Here is a 15,615-nt window from a genome sequence, read left to right on the forward strand (position 1 = left end):
TCTCCGTAATATCCCTATAATGGCCGTGCCGCGAATTTGGCCGCGGCGCCGCCGACGACAGGAGGATGCCTTGGCGAGAACGAAAGAGACGCGTGCGAACGCGGCGCCCGGCGCCGGAACGATTTTCGCGTTGCGCGCCATCGGTCTCGTGCTCCTTGCTCGCTGGCTTTTTTCGATGGCGCAGATGGATGCGGGCGCATCGATGCTGGCTATGGTGTCCTCGCCGTGGGCCTGCATCAACCTCGTCTTCCTGTTCCTTCTGATCTTCCTGCCGGGCGCGCGGGCCGTGGCCGAGCGTCCGTTTCATCCGCTGCCGCAATGGCTGCGGCAAGCGTTGCGTCTGTTCGCTTTTCTCGGTTTCCTGTTCGCGGTCTGGTCGGTCGGTGCGTTCGCGGCGAGCGCCGGCTGGCGCCGCGCCGCCAACGCGGTGGCGGCGTCCAATGGCTGGTTGCTGGCCGCGCCGGCGCTGTACGCAGCCGTGTTGTGGATCTGCCGGCCGCGCGCGCTGTGGCGTACCAATATCGCCGCGCGCCGCTTTGCGATCGGCCGCTATGCGGTCTCGCTCGATCCGGTCACGCGGACGGTCATCGTGTGGGCGGAGCGCCGCAAGGTGGGGCAGTACGACGCGCGCGAATTGTCCGTGCGCTGGGCCGCCGGCCAAGCGGCGCGACCGACGCCCACGCCCACTCCGGCCGTGGCGTTCGGCGCCGTGGGCGAGCCGAACGGCTCCGGCGCATCGCTTGCGGTGGCAGCCGCGCCGTCGCTGGCACGCGGCGCCTTCGGCCGCCGTCCGAAAATCGAGTTACTGTGGGATTCGCCGGCCGCGGCGGGGCACAACCGGCAAACCGTGTTCCGTACCGCGCTCACGACGGAACGCGATCGGGTCGCGGCCCGTGCGCTTGACACATCCTTGCGGCAGGTCTGAGTCCGGCTGTTTGTGCAGTTGGCCACACCCCGTGGCCGAAGCAGGCGTTGTAAATCGAGCCGTAGTCGATAATGAAGTCGTGACGCCCGGCGCTTCAGCGCGGGCGAGTAAGACATACAACGATCGTATTGCGTCCTTTGCAGGAGTCGCCATGCTGGTTCGCTGGTTGCTTGCCGCCATCCATCTGCTTGCTTATGGCTTTGCACTCGCGTCGATTTTGCGGCGCACGTGGGCGCTACGCCGCGCCACGGTGCCGGCCGCGCTGCGATCCGCTTTCCGCGCGGATACCCGCTGGGGCATCTCGGCATTGGTGCTGGTCGTCTCCGGGTTGATGCGCGCCTTCGGGGGCTTCGAGAAGGGCGCCGACTACTATCTCCACGAGCCGCTCTTTCACGTCAAGATGACGCTCTTCGTCGCCATTCTCATCCTCGAAGTGCCGTCGATGCTCGCGCTGATGCGTTGGCGCGCAGCGGTCAGGAAAGGCGCCGCGCCCGATCTGCACAAGGCGCGCTCCTACGCGCGCTTGAGCGTGATCCAGACGATCTTGTTGGTGCTGATGGTGTTTGCGGCCACCGGGATGGCGCGTGGCGTGGGCTTGCCTGCGGGCGTGTAGCTTGCGGCCCAGGGGCGAATGGCGGGCGCGCGAAGAGCGGCGCCCACGTCGTCATCGAGCGCCCGGAAGAACCATCAGCGGCGAAACGCCGCCAGAAGACCGCCGGCGCATACCGGCGGTTTCTGGCTGACGTCGAGCACGCCGGGCGTCGTTCACTTTCCGACCAGCAAGCTGGAATCGTCCGTCCGGTTCACGCTCGGCCGCGAGGCCTGATTCGCGAGTTCCGGTTCACCCAGACCTTTGATCAATTCCAGTGCCTGACGCTCGAACAGCCGCCGGTAGAGGCCTTTCTCGAGTTTGATCAGCGCGTCGTGGCTGCCTTCCTCGATCACCTTGCCTTTATCCAGCACCAGCAACCGGTCCAGCGCACGCACGGTGGAAAGGCGGTGTGCCACCACCAGCGTGGTGCGGCCCATCATCAGCCGCTCCATGGCTTGCTGGATCAGCACTTCGCTTTCGCTGTCGAGACTCGACGTGGCCTCGTCCAGAATCAGGATCGGCGCGTCGGCGAGAAACGCCCGCGCGATGGCGACGCGCTGACGTTCACCCCCCGACAGCTTGACCCCGCGTTCACCGACCAGCGTGTCGTAGCCCTTGGGCAGCGCGGCGATGAAGTCGTGCGCGCTCGCCAGCCTGGCGGCGCGCTCGATCTCGGCGCGGCTCGCGCCGGGCCGCGCATACGCGATGTTCTCGGCGAGCGAGCGGTGAAACAGCACCGGCTCCTGCTGCACGATCGCGATCTGACTGCGCAACGACGCCTGCCGGACCTTGGCGATATCCTGACCGTCGATTGTGATCCGGCCTTCCGAAATGTCGTAGAGCCGCTGGATCAGCTTGATGAACGTGGTCTTCCCCGAACCCGAATGCCCGACGAGCCCGACGCGCTCGCCCGGCGCAATGCGCACGGAGAAATTGTCGTAGAGCGGCTGGCCGCTGCTCCCGTAATGGAAGGTGACGTGCTCGAAACGGATCTCGCCCTGGCCGATCGCGATCGGACCTGCGCCGGGCCGGTCCTCGATACCGAGCGGTTGGCTTTCCAGAGATACCAGTTCCTCCATGTCGTTGACCGAGCGTTGCAGGTTGCGGATGTGCATGCCCACGTCGCGCAGATAGCCTTGCAGCATGAAGAACATGGTCAGCGCGAACGTGATGTCGCCGACGCTCGCCTCGCCGCGCGCCCACAACAACAGGGCCGCGCCGAGAATCGCGGCCTGGATTGCCACCAGCATGCCGCCCTGGACGCCGCCGTTGATCGTGCCGCGCATCCACGTGCGGCGCGTGCGGTGCCGCCACTTGCCGATCACGCGCGCGAGCAGGACTTCTTCCCGATCTTCCGCGCCGAACGCCTTGACCACGCCGTTGCAACTGACCGCGTCGGCAAGCGCGCCGCCCATGCGCGTATCCCACGCGTTCGCAAGGCGCGCGGCCGGCGCCACGAAGCCGAGCGACATGGCCACGGTCACCGCGATATACAGCACCGAGCCGATGCCGACGACCGCGCCCATCATCGGCCAGCGCCAGCCCAGCAGGAGCGTGGCGCCGACCAGCATGACGAGCGACGGCAACAGCGCGATCAGCAGCGTGTCGTTGAGCAGGTCGAGCGCCCACATACCGCGCGTGATCTTGCGCACCGTCGAGCCTGCGAAGCTGTTGGCATGCCAGTCGGTCGAAAAGCGTTGCACGCGATGAAACGCGTTCGCGGCGATCTCACTCATCATCTTGAGCGTGAGCCGGATGATGTTGAAGTACACGCCTTGCCGCAGCAGTGTGGCGCCGAGGCCGAGCGCGCCCAGCACGCAGAAGGCGGTGAGCGCCGCTCGGCAGGCGACGGCGTTGCTGGCCGCGCCGGACGCGATGGCGTCGACGAGGTGTCCGGCGAACATCGGCGTGAGCACGTCGGCCAACGCGGAGAGCAGCACCAGCGCCGTAATAACGAGGATGCGCCAGGGCTGTTGCGCCCAATGATGGAAGGTGAAGCCGAGGACGTCCTTGAAGGCTTGTCCGCGAAAATCGAGTTTTTTTCTGGTCATTTGCCACGACCCCGTGACGCGTGGGCGCACCGGGGTTTCCAGTCAGAAGCGAAAGGACGAGACAGTCAAAACGCGCCGGTGTGTGTCGGCGAGGGAACTGCGGACTGTCTGGGAATTGCGCGGATTGCCTTTTCAGGCGGAACCGCGTGAGCGGCGAATGGGCGACCGGAACGACTTAAGGTCGCGACAACGCTCGCGAGACCGTGCCAGGGGCGGCGATACGCATTGCAAACATGTGGCGCCTCCCGATGGTCGAATGAAGTGAAGGAAAAGGACGGGGCGAATGCCCGAGTGCCAACTATATCAGCAGTATTTGGCAGCCGCAAACGTACGAAGATTCGTTATTGACGTCAAAGCGCGATGAGGCCGGCGGTTCGTGGCGACCCTATCGTTTTGAGTGATGCGACTCGAAGGGGACGAGGCGAGTGTCCGGCCGTTTCAGTGCACTCCCGAAGCTACCTGGCATTCCGTACGGTTTTTGGCGCGTGAAAACGGCGCGACAGCAAATGAAAAAGGGCTTACGCATTGCTGCGTAAGCCCTTTAGTCTCCGGTGATCGACACACCAAAATTCTGGTGGGTAGTACTGGGATCGAACCAGTGACCCCTGCCGTGTGAAGGCAGTGCTCTACCGCTGAGCTAACCACCCGAAGAGAGCCGAATTATGTCAGGGATTTTCGAGCTCGTCCAGTATTTTTTTAAGCGGTTTGCTCATCCGCGGCCGGCGCCGGTTCGAGCCGCCACACGCTCGTGCCCTTGATCGCCTTGTCGAGGCCGTCGAGCACCGCCTGGTGTGCCGCGAGTTCGTCGTCGCTGGCGGCGATCACGACCAGATCCAGCGAATCGAGCGCGACACGCGGCGTGCGCGCATCGCCGCCGGCGTGCGAGTCCCCGAGCATGTCGATGACGAGGCTTTCCTGGCCGCGCGTCATCGCCAGGTAGACTTCGGCGAGCAGTTCCGAGTCGAGCAGCGCGCCGTGCAGCGTGCGGTGCGCGTTGCTGATGCCGAAGCGATCGCACAGCGCGTCGAGTGAATTGCGCTTGCCGGGGAACATCTGTTTGGCGCGCGCCAGCGTGTCGATGATTTCCCCGCAGTAGGTACTCACCGGCGGCAAGCCCAGCAAGGCGAACTCGACGTCCAGAAAACCGATATCGAAGGGTGCGTTGTGGATGATCAGGTCCGCGCCCTGAATGAAGTCGCGGAACTGGTCGGCGATCTCGCCGAACTTCGGCTTGTCGCTCAGGAATTCGGTGGTGAGACCGTGAACGGCCAGAGCGCCCGGATCGCTGTCGCGTTCCGGGTTGATGTAGAAGTGCAGGTTGTTGCCGGTGAGCCGGCGGTTCACCAGCTCGACACAGCCGAGTTCGAGAATCCGGTCGCCGGTGCGGGCATTCAGGCCGGTGGTTTCGGTATCGAGGATGAGTTGACGCATGTCGGATTAGCCTGCCTCAAAAAATTGCAGCGAAAGAAGAGGGTGCGCGCCGGCAAGCCGGCGCGGCCGTCACAGCAGGAATCAAAGCTGCGCGAGTGACGCGACGCCGCGATTGGCCAACTGATCGGCGCGCTCATTTTCCGGGTGTCCATTGTGCCCGCGCACCCAGCGCCATTCGATCTCGTGTTGCGCAACGAGTGCATCGAGCCGCTTCCAGAGATCGGCGTTCTTGACCGGCTGCCTCGCTGCGGTGATCCAGCCTTTCTTCTTCCAGCCGTGAATCCACTCGCTGATGCCTTTCTGCACGTATTGCGAGTCGGTGTGCACGACCGCCTTGCAGGGGCGCTTCAGTGCTTCGAGCGCGGCGATCACGCCCATCAGTTCCATGCGGTTATTGGTGGTATTCGCTTCGCCGCCGAACAGTTCTTTTTCCTGGTCGCCGAAGCGCAGCAACGCGCCCCAGCCGCCGGGGCCCGGGTTGCCCTTGCAGGCGCCGTCGGTATAAATATCGATGAGATCGGAAGTCATTGAGTGTGGTTGCGTGTATTCGGTGTGGCGGCGGGCGCGAGGCCCGCGGCAAGGACGGGTTTCTTCACTTTCAGCGGGCCGACGAGGCGCATGCCGCGCACGCGCTTGATCGCCTTGATCATGTAGGTGGCGCCGAAAATCGGCCACCAGCGGTCGCCGGCGGCTTCCATGAAACCGTAGCGCGACAGCCATTGTTCGCTGCCGAGCGGCGGACGATAGCAGCCGAAGCGCCCGCGTTCAAGGTCGAAGCCCAGCAGTTTGATCCAGTCTTTCAGGCGCGTGAAAGCGATCAGGTCGACTGCCGCCGGGACGAAAGGCCGGCCGGTCATCTTGCCGACCGATTGCCGCGCGCCCCACAGCGACAGCGAGTTGAAGCCGAGAATGATCAACTGGCCTTCGGGCATCAGCACGCGCTCGGCTTCGCGCAGCAGACGGTGTGGGTCGCTCGTGAATTCCAGCGTGTGCGGCATCACGATCAGATCGACGCTCTGTGCTTCGAACGGCAAGTCCAGCAGGTCGCACCACACGGCACTGCGCCCGGCCGGCGCCGGCAGACCGACCAGTCCGCCTTGTGCGCCGCCGTGGCCAGAACCGTTGCGAGCACCGTTGCCGCCGGCATGGACGGGGCCGCGCGGAAAAGCGTAGGGCGCGCTCGCGCCGCTCGCGGCGTCGAGCACGAGCCCGCGGCACGGCATGCGGTTTTCGCGCAACGCGTCGAGCTGCGGCAGGCCGAGTTGCAGCGCATGGTAGCCGAACACGTCCGACACCACGCGGTCGAGCTGGGTCTGCTCCCACTCGAGCACGTAGCGGCCGGGCGGCGAATCGGTCCAGGCGGGCCAGTCTATAATCGCTCGATCAGTCATATCAGAGAATGCGTCGCCTATGAATGCGCTCGAGTACGTACCGGTCCCGGCGTTTGATGACAATTACATCTGGGTCGTTTCCGACGGACATTCTGCAGTGGTCGTCGATCCGGGTGAGGCCGCCCCCGTGCAAGCCTATCTGGCGAAACGAGGTTGGCGGCTGAGCGCTATTTTACTCACGCACCATCATCAAGACCACGTCGGCGGGGTAGCCGATCTGCTGAATGGCCAGGCCGTGCCCGTCTACGGCCCCGCCGGTGAAGCGATCGAGCACCTCACGCAGCGTCTGAAAAATGGCGCTCACGTGTCGATTGCGGCCCCCGCGCTCGAATTGAGCGTGCTCGACGTGCCGGGCCACACGAGCGGCCACATCGCCTATTTTCAGGCGGCCGCCCCGGGCGGCACGCCGCACGTGTTTTGCGGCGACACGCTGTTCGCCTGCGGTTGCGGCCGGCTGTTCGAAGGCACGCCGAAGCAGATGCTCGCATCGCTCGACGCGCTTGCCGCGCTGCCGGGCGAGACCGAGGTTCATTGCGCGCACGAGTACACGCTGTCGAATATCCGCTTCGCGCTCGCCTGTGAGCCGGGCAACGCCGAACTGCAAACCTGGCGCGACAAGGCGAGCGAGCTACGCGCGCGCGGCGTGCCGACCCTGCCCACCACGATCGCCCACGAACGCGCGGTGAATCCGTTTTTGCGCGCCGGCCAGCCGGCGGTGCAGGCGAGCCTGCAAGATCAGTTGCACGAAAAAGTGCCCGATCGATTGACAGCCTTTACGCTGATGCGTGAATGGAAAAACCGCTTCCGTTGACCCGATCCAATGAAAGGAGTTGTTCACGCGAAGAATCGGAAGAATTCGCCAAGCCTAAGATTTACTTGATTTTTTCGCAATTTTCCGATTGACGTAAACGTTGCCGTTTCGTACTATCGGCTGCAAATTCCAGCCCTTGTGGAAGCCGAGACGTTCATGCGATTTATCTTTAGTGCGTTGCTGGTCCTGACGCTCGCCGCCTGCGCGAGCCAGGGACCAACGACGAGCAGCCTTTCCACCGCAACCAACCCCGCCAGTCAGCAAGCCGTCGCCGACGCCCTTCGCAAAAGCGCCACCGCCAAAGAGACGATCAACGTCGACCAGGGCTCCGTCTCGCAACTGACGAGCGCAGACGCCGACCTCTGGGGCCGTATTCGCCGTGGTTTCCAGATGCCGGATCTGCAAACCGACCTCGTCGACATGCAGGTCAACTGGTATGCACAACGCCCCGATTACGTGCAGCGCATGACCGAGCGCTCGCAGAAGTACCTGTACCACATCGTCGAAGAGCTCGAAGCGCGCCATATGCCGACCGAGCTCGCCTTGCTGCCGTTCATCGAGTCGGCGTACAGCCCGCAGGCTTTGTCGGTGGCGAAGGCGGCCGGCATGTGGCAGTTCATGCCGGGCACGGGTCGCACCTATAACCTCAAGCAGAACATGTGGCAGGACGAGCGCCGCGATGTGCTGGCCTCGACCAGCGCCGCGCTCGACTACCTGTCGCGTCTGCATGACATGTTCGGCGACTGGCAGTTGGCGCTCGCGGCGTACAACTGGGGCGAGGGCAACGTGCAGCGCGCGATCGCGCGCAACGAAGCGGCAGGCCTGCCCACCGACTACTTGAGCCTGCGCATGCCGAACGAGACGCGCAATTACGTGCCCAAGCTGCAGGCGGTGAAGAACATCGTGACGAATCCGCAAATGTACGGGCTCACGTTGCCGTCCATTCCGAACCACCCGTATTTCGTGACGGTGACCACCTCGCACGATATCGACGTGGACATGGCCGCGAAGCTCGCGAATCTGTCCACTGACGAATTCCGCTCGCTGAATCCGTCGTTCAGGAAGCCGGTCATTCTCGGCGCCACGCAGCCGCAAATCCTGTTGCCGTTCGACAACGCCAGCGCGTTCGAACGCAATCTGAAGACCTATTCCGGCGCGCTTTCGTCGTGGACCACCTACACGGTCACCGAGCGCGCGGCGCCGGCGGCGATCGCGCAAAAGATCGGCGTGGATGCCGATACGCTGATGGAAGTGAACAAGATTCCAGTCGGCATGCGCCTGAAGCCCGGCTCCACGATCGTGGTGCCGCGCGGTTCGGACGACGACGAAGACATCAGCGCCGACGTGGCTGAAAGCGCCGTGCTGGCCATGGAGCCCGACGTCCCCGACACCCGCAAGATGCTGATCCGCGTGCGACGCAATCAGACCATGGCCGCCATCGCCGTGCGTTATGGCGTGTCGGTCGGTCAGTTGAAGTCATGGAATCGCACGCATCGGGACAGCGTTTCGCGTGGCCAGGTAATCGTGCTGCACGTGCCGGTCGGCAAGGCCATGCCGAGCGAGCCGGGCCCTGAGCGCATCGCTACCGACGTGCAGGGCGGCGGCGTCGAGAAGATCGGCACCCATGTCGCGGACACGAGAAGCGATTCGCGCTACGATAAGAAAAAGGGTCGTGGCCGGTCAGCCGTGGTGAAGGTCTCCGAGCCGGTAGAGAAGGTCAGCAAGCCGACGGCATCTGGCGCCAATAAGGGCAAGATAACCAAGGTATCGGCTTCCACGTCCAGCAAGGCGTCGAAGGCTGCGGCAGAGAGCCGCCCGAAGACCGCGGCCAACGCGAAGAAGGGTAAGTAGACCAATAGCGGCTCACACGGTAGTGACCACATGCGTTGCGGGGGCAGCGCATGAATTGCGCTTCGATCACGCACCGTGCTTTTTCCAACGCCGTCACCCGTGGTGACGGCGTTTTTCATTCCTCCGATCATTTCGGGTCAAGCCGGCGCTTTTCCTTTATCTTTCGTGCTTCGATCAAACCGATTCGGCCAGCCGGATAATTCAAGAGCTCATGTCGTCGACCCAACTGCGAGTCTTTTTGCTGTTCTCCGCCGGCTACTTCGTTTCCTACGTGTTTCGCGGCGTCAATCTCGGCTTTGCACCTTTCATTACCCGTGATCTCGGCCTGTCGGCGGCGGATCTGGGCTTGCTCACCAGTCTCTATTTTCTCGGCTTCGCGGGGGCGCAGATTCCCGCCGGCGTCCTGCTCGATCACTTCGGCGCGCGGCGGGTGACGGCCGCCACGCTGCTAGTTGCCGCGCTCGGCATCTGGGTGTTCGGCGCAGCGCACGGCGTCGGCACGATGATGGCCGGGCGCCTGCTGATCGGCGTCGGCGTCTCGGTCTGTCTTGGCGCCGCGTTCAAGGCATTGGCGCAGCACTTCGCGCCGGCGCGCCTGCCGCTGATGAACGGACTGGTGATGGCGATCGGCGGCTTCGGCGGCGTGATGGTCGGCTCGCCGCTGACGTGGGTGCTGACCTTCGCCAGCTGGCGCTCGGTTTGCGTCGGTCTCGGTTTGCTCACCGTGCTGGTTGCCTTGGCACAGTGGACGCTCGCGCCCGACACAAAGGAAACGCATCATCAGGCGAGTCTCGGCGCGCAGTTCAAAGGCACGCTGCATATTCTGCGCAGCGCGGCGTTCTGGAAGATCGCGTCGTTCCCGGTGGTCACACAAGGCGTCTTCTATGCGATGCAGTCGCTCTGGGTCGGTGCGTGGCTGCGGGACGTGCAGGGCTTCGAGCCGCGCGAGGCGGCAGCGCTGGTGTCGATTCTCGGCTTCGCGATGATGGCCGGTTGCGTGGGGTTCGGCGCGGCGGCGCGCGGTCTCGAGCGGCGCGGCATCTCGCTTTATGTGTTTTGCGGCGTCGGCATGGCGCTGTACGTTCTGACGCAGTTGTTGATCATGTTCAAGGCGCCGCTGCCCGCGGCTCTCCTGTGGGCGGCGTACGGCATCTTCGGCGGCGCCGGCATTCTCAGCTATGCGGTCATGGCGCGGCACTTCCCGGCGCAGATGATTGGCCGAGTGAATACCACACTGACGTTGATCATCTTCCTGCTGATTTTCGGCTTCCAGATCGGCGTTGGCGCTATGCTGTCGTATTGGCCGGCGACCGACGGCCATTATCCGGCGACCGCGCATCTGACGGTGTGGGGCGTTCTTGTGGTGCTGCAGGTGTTGAGCGCGGTCTGGTACGTATTGCCTGGCCGCCGGTTGGTGCGCCCGGCCGAAGCCCACGCCGAACAGGGCGCTTGAGCCGGTCTGCCGCGCCGCTGCACCGATCGTGCGCGATTTTGCCGGCGCTGCCCCGTTCCGGGCCGGCAAAAATGCCAGCGGGAGCCGCCGATGCCAAGCCTGGCAAGGCTTTGAGCGAGTTGGGGGCGCGCTCCCCCAAGCGTTGCCGCTATCTCGGATTTGGAGAGAAGGGTAGTTTCAAGCTATAATTTCAAGGTTTGAGCTTATCAACCCGCACCCTAGCGCCTACCTCTCCCATACCGTTCATCCGCCGCGCGCCACTGGCGTAGCAAGCAGGGCCCCAGGACTGGTTCCCAGCCGATTCGTCCACACAATGGACTCATCGCGCCCCTTGCAACGTCAACGGCAGTTCGCGAGCGAGTCTGCGCGCGCATCCCAGATGCGTTTCGCTGCGGCTCGCAGTCGGATAGGCAGGTCGGCAACAGGGTGTTCCCCAAGGAGTCTCCCGTGTTGCCGTCATTTTCTCCCGCTCTGCTCGCGCTCGCCGACGGCACGGTCTTTCGTGGTTACTCGATCGGCGCCCCCGGGCATACCATCGGCGAAGTCGTGTTCAACACCGCTATCACCGGTTATCAGGAAATCCTGACTGACCCAAGCTACGCGCGCCAGATCGTGACCCTCACGTATCCGCATATCGGCAACGTCGGCGTGAACGCCGAAGACGTCGAAGCGACGAAAGTCCATGCCGCCGGCCTGATCATTCGCGATCTGCCGGTTCTCGCGTCGAACTTCCGCATGGAGCGCACGCTCCAGCAATATCTGCAGGACGAAGGCGTGGTCGCCATCGCCGGTCTGGATACCCGCATGCTGACCCGCGTTCTGCGCGACAAGGGCGCGCAGAACGGCGCGATTCTCGCCGGTTCGGACGACGAAGCCCGCGCCATCGAACTCGCACGCTCATTCCCCGGCCTCTCGGGCATGGACCTCGCGAAGGTCGTGTCGACGAAGGAATCCTACGAGTGGACCCAGACCGAATGGCGTCTGGGCAGCGGCTACGGCACGCAGAATGCGCCGAAGTACCGCGTCGTGGCGTTCGACTACGGCGTCAAGTACAACATCCTGCGCATGCTGGCCGAGCGCGGCTGCCACGTTACCGTGCTGCCGGCGCAAGCTAGCGCCGCTGACGCGCTCGCGCTCAATCCGGACGGCGTCTTCCTGTCGAACGGCCCGGGCGATCCGGAACCGTGCGACTACGCGATCCGCGCCACAAAGGAACTGATCGAGCGCGGCATTCCGACTTTCGGCATCTGCCTCGGCCATCAGATCATGGGCCTCGCGGTCGGCGCCAAGACCATGAAGATGAAGACCGGCCACCACGGCGCGAACCATCCGGTGAAAGATCTGGACGACGGCCGCGTGGTGATCACGTCGCAGAACCACGGCTTCGCGGTCGATGCCGACACGCTGCCCGCCAACGCCCGCGCCACGCACGTCTCGCTGTTCGACGGCACGCTGCAGGGCTTCGCGCTGACCGACAAGCCGGCGTTCTGCTTCCAGGGTCACCCGGAAGCGTCGCCCGGCCCGCATGACATCGCCTATCTGTTCGACCGCTTCACGGCGTTGATGGACACGAAGAAGGCCGGCAAGACCGCTGCGGCATAAGGCGGCGCCAAAGCCTCGTCGTGCACGGCTCACGCCGCGCCGCGCGTGATCGACCAACGCGCGACGAACACGCGACGAACACGCGACGAACACGCGGCGAGCCGGACCAGACAGAGCAGAGCGCGCGCAACGTAGGAACGGCGCGCGCCGACGGAAAGAATTCAGGAATACATTAGCGAGAGCGTTATGCCCAAGCGGACAGACATCAAGAGCATCCTCATCATCGGCGCGGGTCCGATCATCATCGGCCAGGCGTGCGAGTTCGACTACTCGGGCGCGCAGGCATGCAAGGCGCTGCGTGAGGAAGGCTACAAGGTCATTCTCGTCAACAGCAATCCGGCGACGATCATGACCGACCCGAACACGGCCGACGTGACCTATATCGAGCCGATCACGTGGGAAGTGGTCGAGCGCATCATCGCGAAGGAGCGCCCGGACGCGATCCTGCCGACGATGGGCGGCCAGACCGCGCTGAACTGCGCGCTCGATCTGCACGCGCACGGTGTGCTGGAGAAGTACAAGGTCGAGCTGATCGGCGCGTCGCCGGAAGCGATCGACAAGGCGGAAGACCGCCAGAAGTTCAAGGACGCGATGACGAAAATTGGCCTCGGTTCGGCCAAATCGGGCACCGCGCACTCCATGGAAGAAGCGCTCCAGGTGCAGGCCGACATCGCCGCGCAAACCGGCAGCGGCGGTTATCCGGTGGTGATTCGTCCGTCGTTCACGCTGGGCGGTTCGGGCGGCGGCATCGCGTACAACCGCGACGAATTCGAAGAGATCTGCAAGCGCGGTCTCGACCTGTCGCCCACGCGCGAGCTGCTGATCGAAGAGTCACTGCTGGGCTGGAAAGAGTACGAGATGGAAGTGGTCCGCGACAAGAAGGACAACTGCATCATCGTTTGCTCGATCGAAAACCTGGACCCGATGGGCATCCACACCGGCGACTCGATCACCGTCGCGCCGGCGCAAACGCTCACTGACAAGGAATACCAGGTCCTGCGTAACGCATCGCTCGCGGTGCTGCGCGAGATCGGCGTCGATACCGGCGGTTCGAACGTGCAGTTCTCGATCAATCCGAAAGACGGCCGGATGATCGTGATCGAAATGAATCCGCGTGTGTCGCGCTCGTCGGCATTGGCTTCGAAGGCAACGGGCTTTCCGATCGCGAAGGTCGCGGCCAAGCTCGCCGTCGGCTACACGCTGGATGAGTTGAAGAACGAAATCACCGGCGGCCAGACCCCGGCGTCGTTCGAACCTACGATCGACTACGTCGTCACCAAGATTCCGCGTTTCGCGTTCGAAAAATTCCGCGAAGCCGATTCGCGCCTGACCACGCAGATGAAGTCGGTCGGCGAAGTGATGGCCATTGGCCGCACGTTCCAGGAGTCGTTCCAGAAAGCGCTGCGCGGTCTGGAAGTCGGCGTGGACGGTCTGGACGAAAAGACCGATAACCGCGACGAGATCATCCGCGAGATCGGCGAAGCCGGTCCGGATCGCATCTGGTACGTGGGCGACGCGTTCCGTGTCGGCATGACGGCCGAAGAGATTTTCGAAGAAACCTCGATCGACCCGTGGTTCCTCGCACAGATCGAACAGATCATCCTGAAGGAAAAGGCGCTCGCAGGCCGCACGCTCGCGAGCCTCTCGAAGGATGAACTGAAGTACCTGAAGCAAAGCGGCTTCTCGGATCGGCGTCTCGCCAAACTGCTCGGCGCGAAGCCGGCGGAAGTGCGTCAACGCCGGATCGAACTGAACGTGCGCCCGGTGTACAAGCGCGTCGACACCTGCGCGGCCGAGTTCGCCACGAAAACCGCCTACATGTACTCGACCTACGAGGAAGAGTGCGAAGCGAATCCGACCAGCAACAAGAAGATCATGGTGCTGGGCGGCGGCCCGAACCGGATCGGCCAGGGCATCGAGTTCGACTACTGCTGCGTGCACGCCGCGCTCGCCATGCGCGAAGACGGCTACGAAACGATCATGGTCAACTGCAACCCTGAAACCGTTTCGACCGACTACGACACGTCCGATCGTCTGTACTTCGAATCGCTGACGCTCGAAGACGTGCTCGAAATCGTCGACAAGGAAAAGCCGGTCGGCGTGATCGTGCAATACGGCGGTCAGACGCCGCTGAAGCTCGCGCTCGATCTCGAAGCGAACGGTGTGCCGATCATCGGCACGTCGCCGGACATGATCGACGCCGCCGAAGACCGCGAGCGTTTCCAGAAGCTGCTGCAGGACCTCGGTCTGCGTCAGCCGCCGAACCGCACCGCGCGCGCCGAAGACGAGGCGCTCAAGCTCGCCGACGAAATCGGCTATCCGCTGGTGGTGCGTCCGTCGTACGTGCTTGGCGGCCGCGCGATGGAAATCGTCCACGAGCCGCGCGACCTGGAGCGCTACATGCGCGAGGCCGTGAAGGTGTCGAACGACTCGCCGGTGCTGCTCGACCGCTTCCTGAACGACGCGATCGAATGCGACGTGGACTGCATCTCCGACGGTGAAGCCGTGTTCATCGGCGGCGTGATGGAGCACATCGAGCAGGCGGGCGTGCACTCGGGCGACTCGGCCTGTTCGCTGCCGCCGTATTCGCTGTCGAAGGAGACCGTGGCTGAACTGAAGCGCCAGACCGGTGCGATGGCGAAAGCGCTGAACGTGGTCGGCCTGATGAACGTGCAGTTCGCGATCCAGCAGGTGCCGCAGGCGGATGGTTCGAAACAGGACATCATCTACGTGCTCGAAGTGAACCCGCGCGCCTCGCGTACGGTGCCGTACGTGTCGAAGGCGACCAGCCTGCCGCTCGCGAAGATCGCGGCGCGCGCCATGGTCGGTCAGACGCTGGCGCAGCAGGGGGTGACGAAGGAAATCGACCCGCCGTACTTCAGCGTGAAGGAAGCGGTGTTCCCGTTCGTCAAGTTCCCGGCAGTCGATCCGGTGCTCGGGCCGGAAATGCGTTCAACCGGCGAAGTGATGGGCGTGGGTCAAACCTTCGGCGAAGCTTTGTTCAAATCGCAGCTCGCCGCGGGTTCGCGTTTGCCGGAGTCGGGCACGGTGCTGTTGACCGTGATGGACGCCGACAAGCCGAAGGCCGTCGAAGTCGCGCGCATGCTGCACGAACTCGGTTACCCGATTGTCGCGACCAAGGGTACGGCCGCCGCGATCGAAGCGGCCGGCGTGCCGGTCAAGGTCGTCAACAAGGTGAAGGACGGCCGTCCGCACATCGTCGACATGATCAAGAACGGCGAGATCGCGCTGGTCTTCACGACGGTCGACGAAACCCGCGCCGCGATCGCCGACTCGCGTTCGATTCGCATGAGCGCTCAGGCGAACAAGGTCACGTACTACACGACGATGTCCGGTGCGCGTGCCGCCGTGGAAGGTTTGCGCTATTTGAAGGACCTGGAAGTCTATGATTTACAAGGCCTCCATGCTCGCCTAAACTAAGGCTTCGAATACCTGTCCAAGATGTAAGTGCCGCGGTTAAGCGGCGTTCCGCAGGTGCTTGGCGCCG

General features: G+C 63.9%; 11 protein-coding genes and 1 tRNA gene. 7 read left to right on the plus strand and 5 right to left on the minus strand.

All coding sequences use genetic code 11. The annotated features are described in order from the left end of the window. Positions 1–70 precede the first annotated feature (70 nt). Entirely contained in the window at positions 71–925 is an 855-nt protein-coding gene (locus CJU94_RS10570; RefSeq protein ID WP_095418641.1) for a hypothetical protein, read from the plus strand. Between the two features lie 151 nt (positions 926–1,076). Further along, on the plus strand, positions 1,077–1,538 hold the full coding sequence (locus CJU94_RS10575) for a DUF2214 family protein (RefSeq protein WP_095418642.1): 462 nt from the start codon (positions 1,077–1,079) through the stop codon (positions 1,536–1,538). 152 nt (positions 1,539–1,690) lie between these two features. Here the strand turns inward: CJU94_RS10575 and CJU94_RS10580 are convergent, their stop codons facing one another. The 5 genes from CJU94_RS10580 to CJU94_RS10600 form a co-directional block, all read right to left on the minus strand. Beyond that, a complete protein-coding gene (locus CJU94_RS10580; protein WP_095418643.1) occupies positions 1,691–3,568 on the minus strand; it encodes an ABC transporter ATP-binding protein in 1,878 nt (625 codons plus the stop codon). Between the two features lie 572 nt (positions 3,569–4,140). Further along, positions 4,141–4,215: transfer RNA gene (locus tag CJU94_RS10585), tRNA-Val, on the minus strand. A 49-nt stretch (positions 4,216–4,264) separates the two neighbouring features. Next, positions 4,265–4,999 (minus strand): DNA polymerase III subunit epsilon, encoded by a 735-nt coding sequence (gene dnaQ / locus CJU94_RS10590; RefSeq protein WP_095418644.1) that lies wholly within the window; start codon positions 4,997–4,999, stop codon positions 4,265–4,267. Positions 5,000–5,080: 81 nt separating this feature from the next. Next, positions 5,081–5,527: a ribonuclease HI gene (gene rnhA, locus CJU94_RS10595; protein WP_095418645.1), complete on the minus strand. Its 447-nt coding sequence runs from the start codon at positions 5,525–5,527 to the stop codon at positions 5,081–5,083. Beyond that, positions 5,524–6,390: a class I SAM-dependent methyltransferase gene (locus CJU94_RS10600; RefSeq protein WP_095418646.1), complete on the minus strand. Its 867-nt coding sequence runs from the start codon at positions 6,388–6,390 to the stop codon at positions 5,524–5,526. Before CJU94_RS10600 ends, rnhA begins: the two co-directional genes overlap by 4 nt. Before the next feature lie 19 nt (positions 6,391–6,409). On the opposite strand from CJU94_RS10600, the gene gloB reads away from it, so the two are divergent. The 5 genes from gloB to carB all read left to right on the plus strand — a co-directional run bounded on the left by gloB (position 6,410) and on the right by carB (position 15,548). Then, the gene (gene gloB / locus CJU94_RS10605) at positions 6,410–7,201 is read left to right on the plus strand and encodes a hydroxyacylglutathione hydrolase (protein ID WP_095418647.1); all 792 of its coding nucleotides are present in this window, start codon (positions 6,410–6,412) and stop codon (positions 7,199–7,201) included. Between the two features lie 156 nt (positions 7,202–7,357). After that, positions 7,358–9,052 carry a transglycosylase SLT domain-containing protein gene (locus CJU94_RS10610; protein ID WP_095418648.1) on the plus strand — a complete coding sequence of 565 codons (1,695 nt, stop codon included), beginning with the start codon at positions 7,358–7,360 and terminating at the stop codon, positions 9,050–9,052. 211 nt (positions 9,053–9,263) lie between these two features. Next, on the plus strand, positions 9,264–10,505 hold the full coding sequence (locus tag CJU94_RS10615) for an MFS transporter (protein ID WP_095418649.1): 1,242 nt from the start codon (positions 9,264–9,266) through the stop codon (positions 10,503–10,505). Between the two features lie 447 nt (positions 10,506–10,952). Next, positions 10,953–12,107: a glutamine-hydrolyzing carbamoyl-phosphate synthase small subunit gene (gene carA, locus CJU94_RS10620; RefSeq protein ID WP_095418650.1), complete on the plus strand. Its 1,155-nt coding sequence runs from the start codon at positions 10,953–10,955 to the stop codon at positions 12,105–12,107. 186 nt (positions 12,108–12,293) lie between these two features. Then, a complete protein-coding gene (gene carB, locus CJU94_RS10625; RefSeq protein WP_095418651.1) occupies positions 12,294–15,548 on the plus strand; it encodes a carbamoyl-phosphate synthase large subunit in 3,255 nt (1,084 codons plus the stop codon). Positions 15,549–15,615: the final 67 nt, after the last annotated feature.

The organism is Paraburkholderia aromaticivorans, assembly GCF_002278075.1.
Classification (GTDB): domain Bacteria; phylum Pseudomonadota; class Gammaproteobacteria; order Burkholderiales; family Burkholderiaceae; genus Paraburkholderia; species Paraburkholderia aromaticivorans.

What these genes read in the sequence shown, in the direction of transcription:
- CJU94_RS10610 (WP_095418648.1), top strand. Translation starts at nt 7,358, where the DNA reads ATGCGATTTATCTTTAGTGCGTTGCTGGTCCTGACGCTCGCCGCCTGC.
- CJU94_RS10575 (WP_095418642.1), top strand. Translation starts at nt 1,077, where the DNA reads ATGCTGGTTCGCTGGTTGCTTGCCGCCATCCATCTGCTTGCTTATGGC.
- rnhA (WP_095418645.1), bottom strand. Translation starts at nt 5,527, where the DNA reads ATGACTTCCGATCTCATCGATATTTATACCGACGGCGCCTGCAAGGGC.
- gloB (WP_095418647.1), top strand. Translation starts at nt 6,410, where the DNA reads ATGAATGCGCTCGAGTACGTACCGGTCCCGGCGTTTGATGACAATTAC.
- carB (WP_095418651.1), top strand. Translation starts at nt 12,294, where the DNA reads ATGCCCAAGCGGACAGACATCAAGAGCATCCTCATCATCGGCGCGGGT.
- CJU94_RS10600 (WP_095418646.1), bottom strand. Translation starts at nt 6,390, where the DNA reads ATGACTGATCGAGCGATTATAGACTGGCCCGCCTGGACCGATTCGCCG.
- CJU94_RS10580 (WP_095418643.1), bottom strand. Translation starts at nt 3,568, where the DNA reads ATGACCAGAAAAAAACTCGATTTTCGCGGACAAGCCTTCAAGGACGTC.
- dnaQ (WP_095418644.1), bottom strand. Translation starts at nt 4,999, where the DNA reads ATGCGTCAACTCATCCTCGATACCGAAACCACCGGCCTGAATGCCCGC.
- CJU94_RS10615 (WP_095418649.1), top strand. Translation starts at nt 9,264, where the DNA reads ATGTCGTCGACCCAACTGCGAGTCTTTTTGCTGTTCTCCGCCGGCTAC.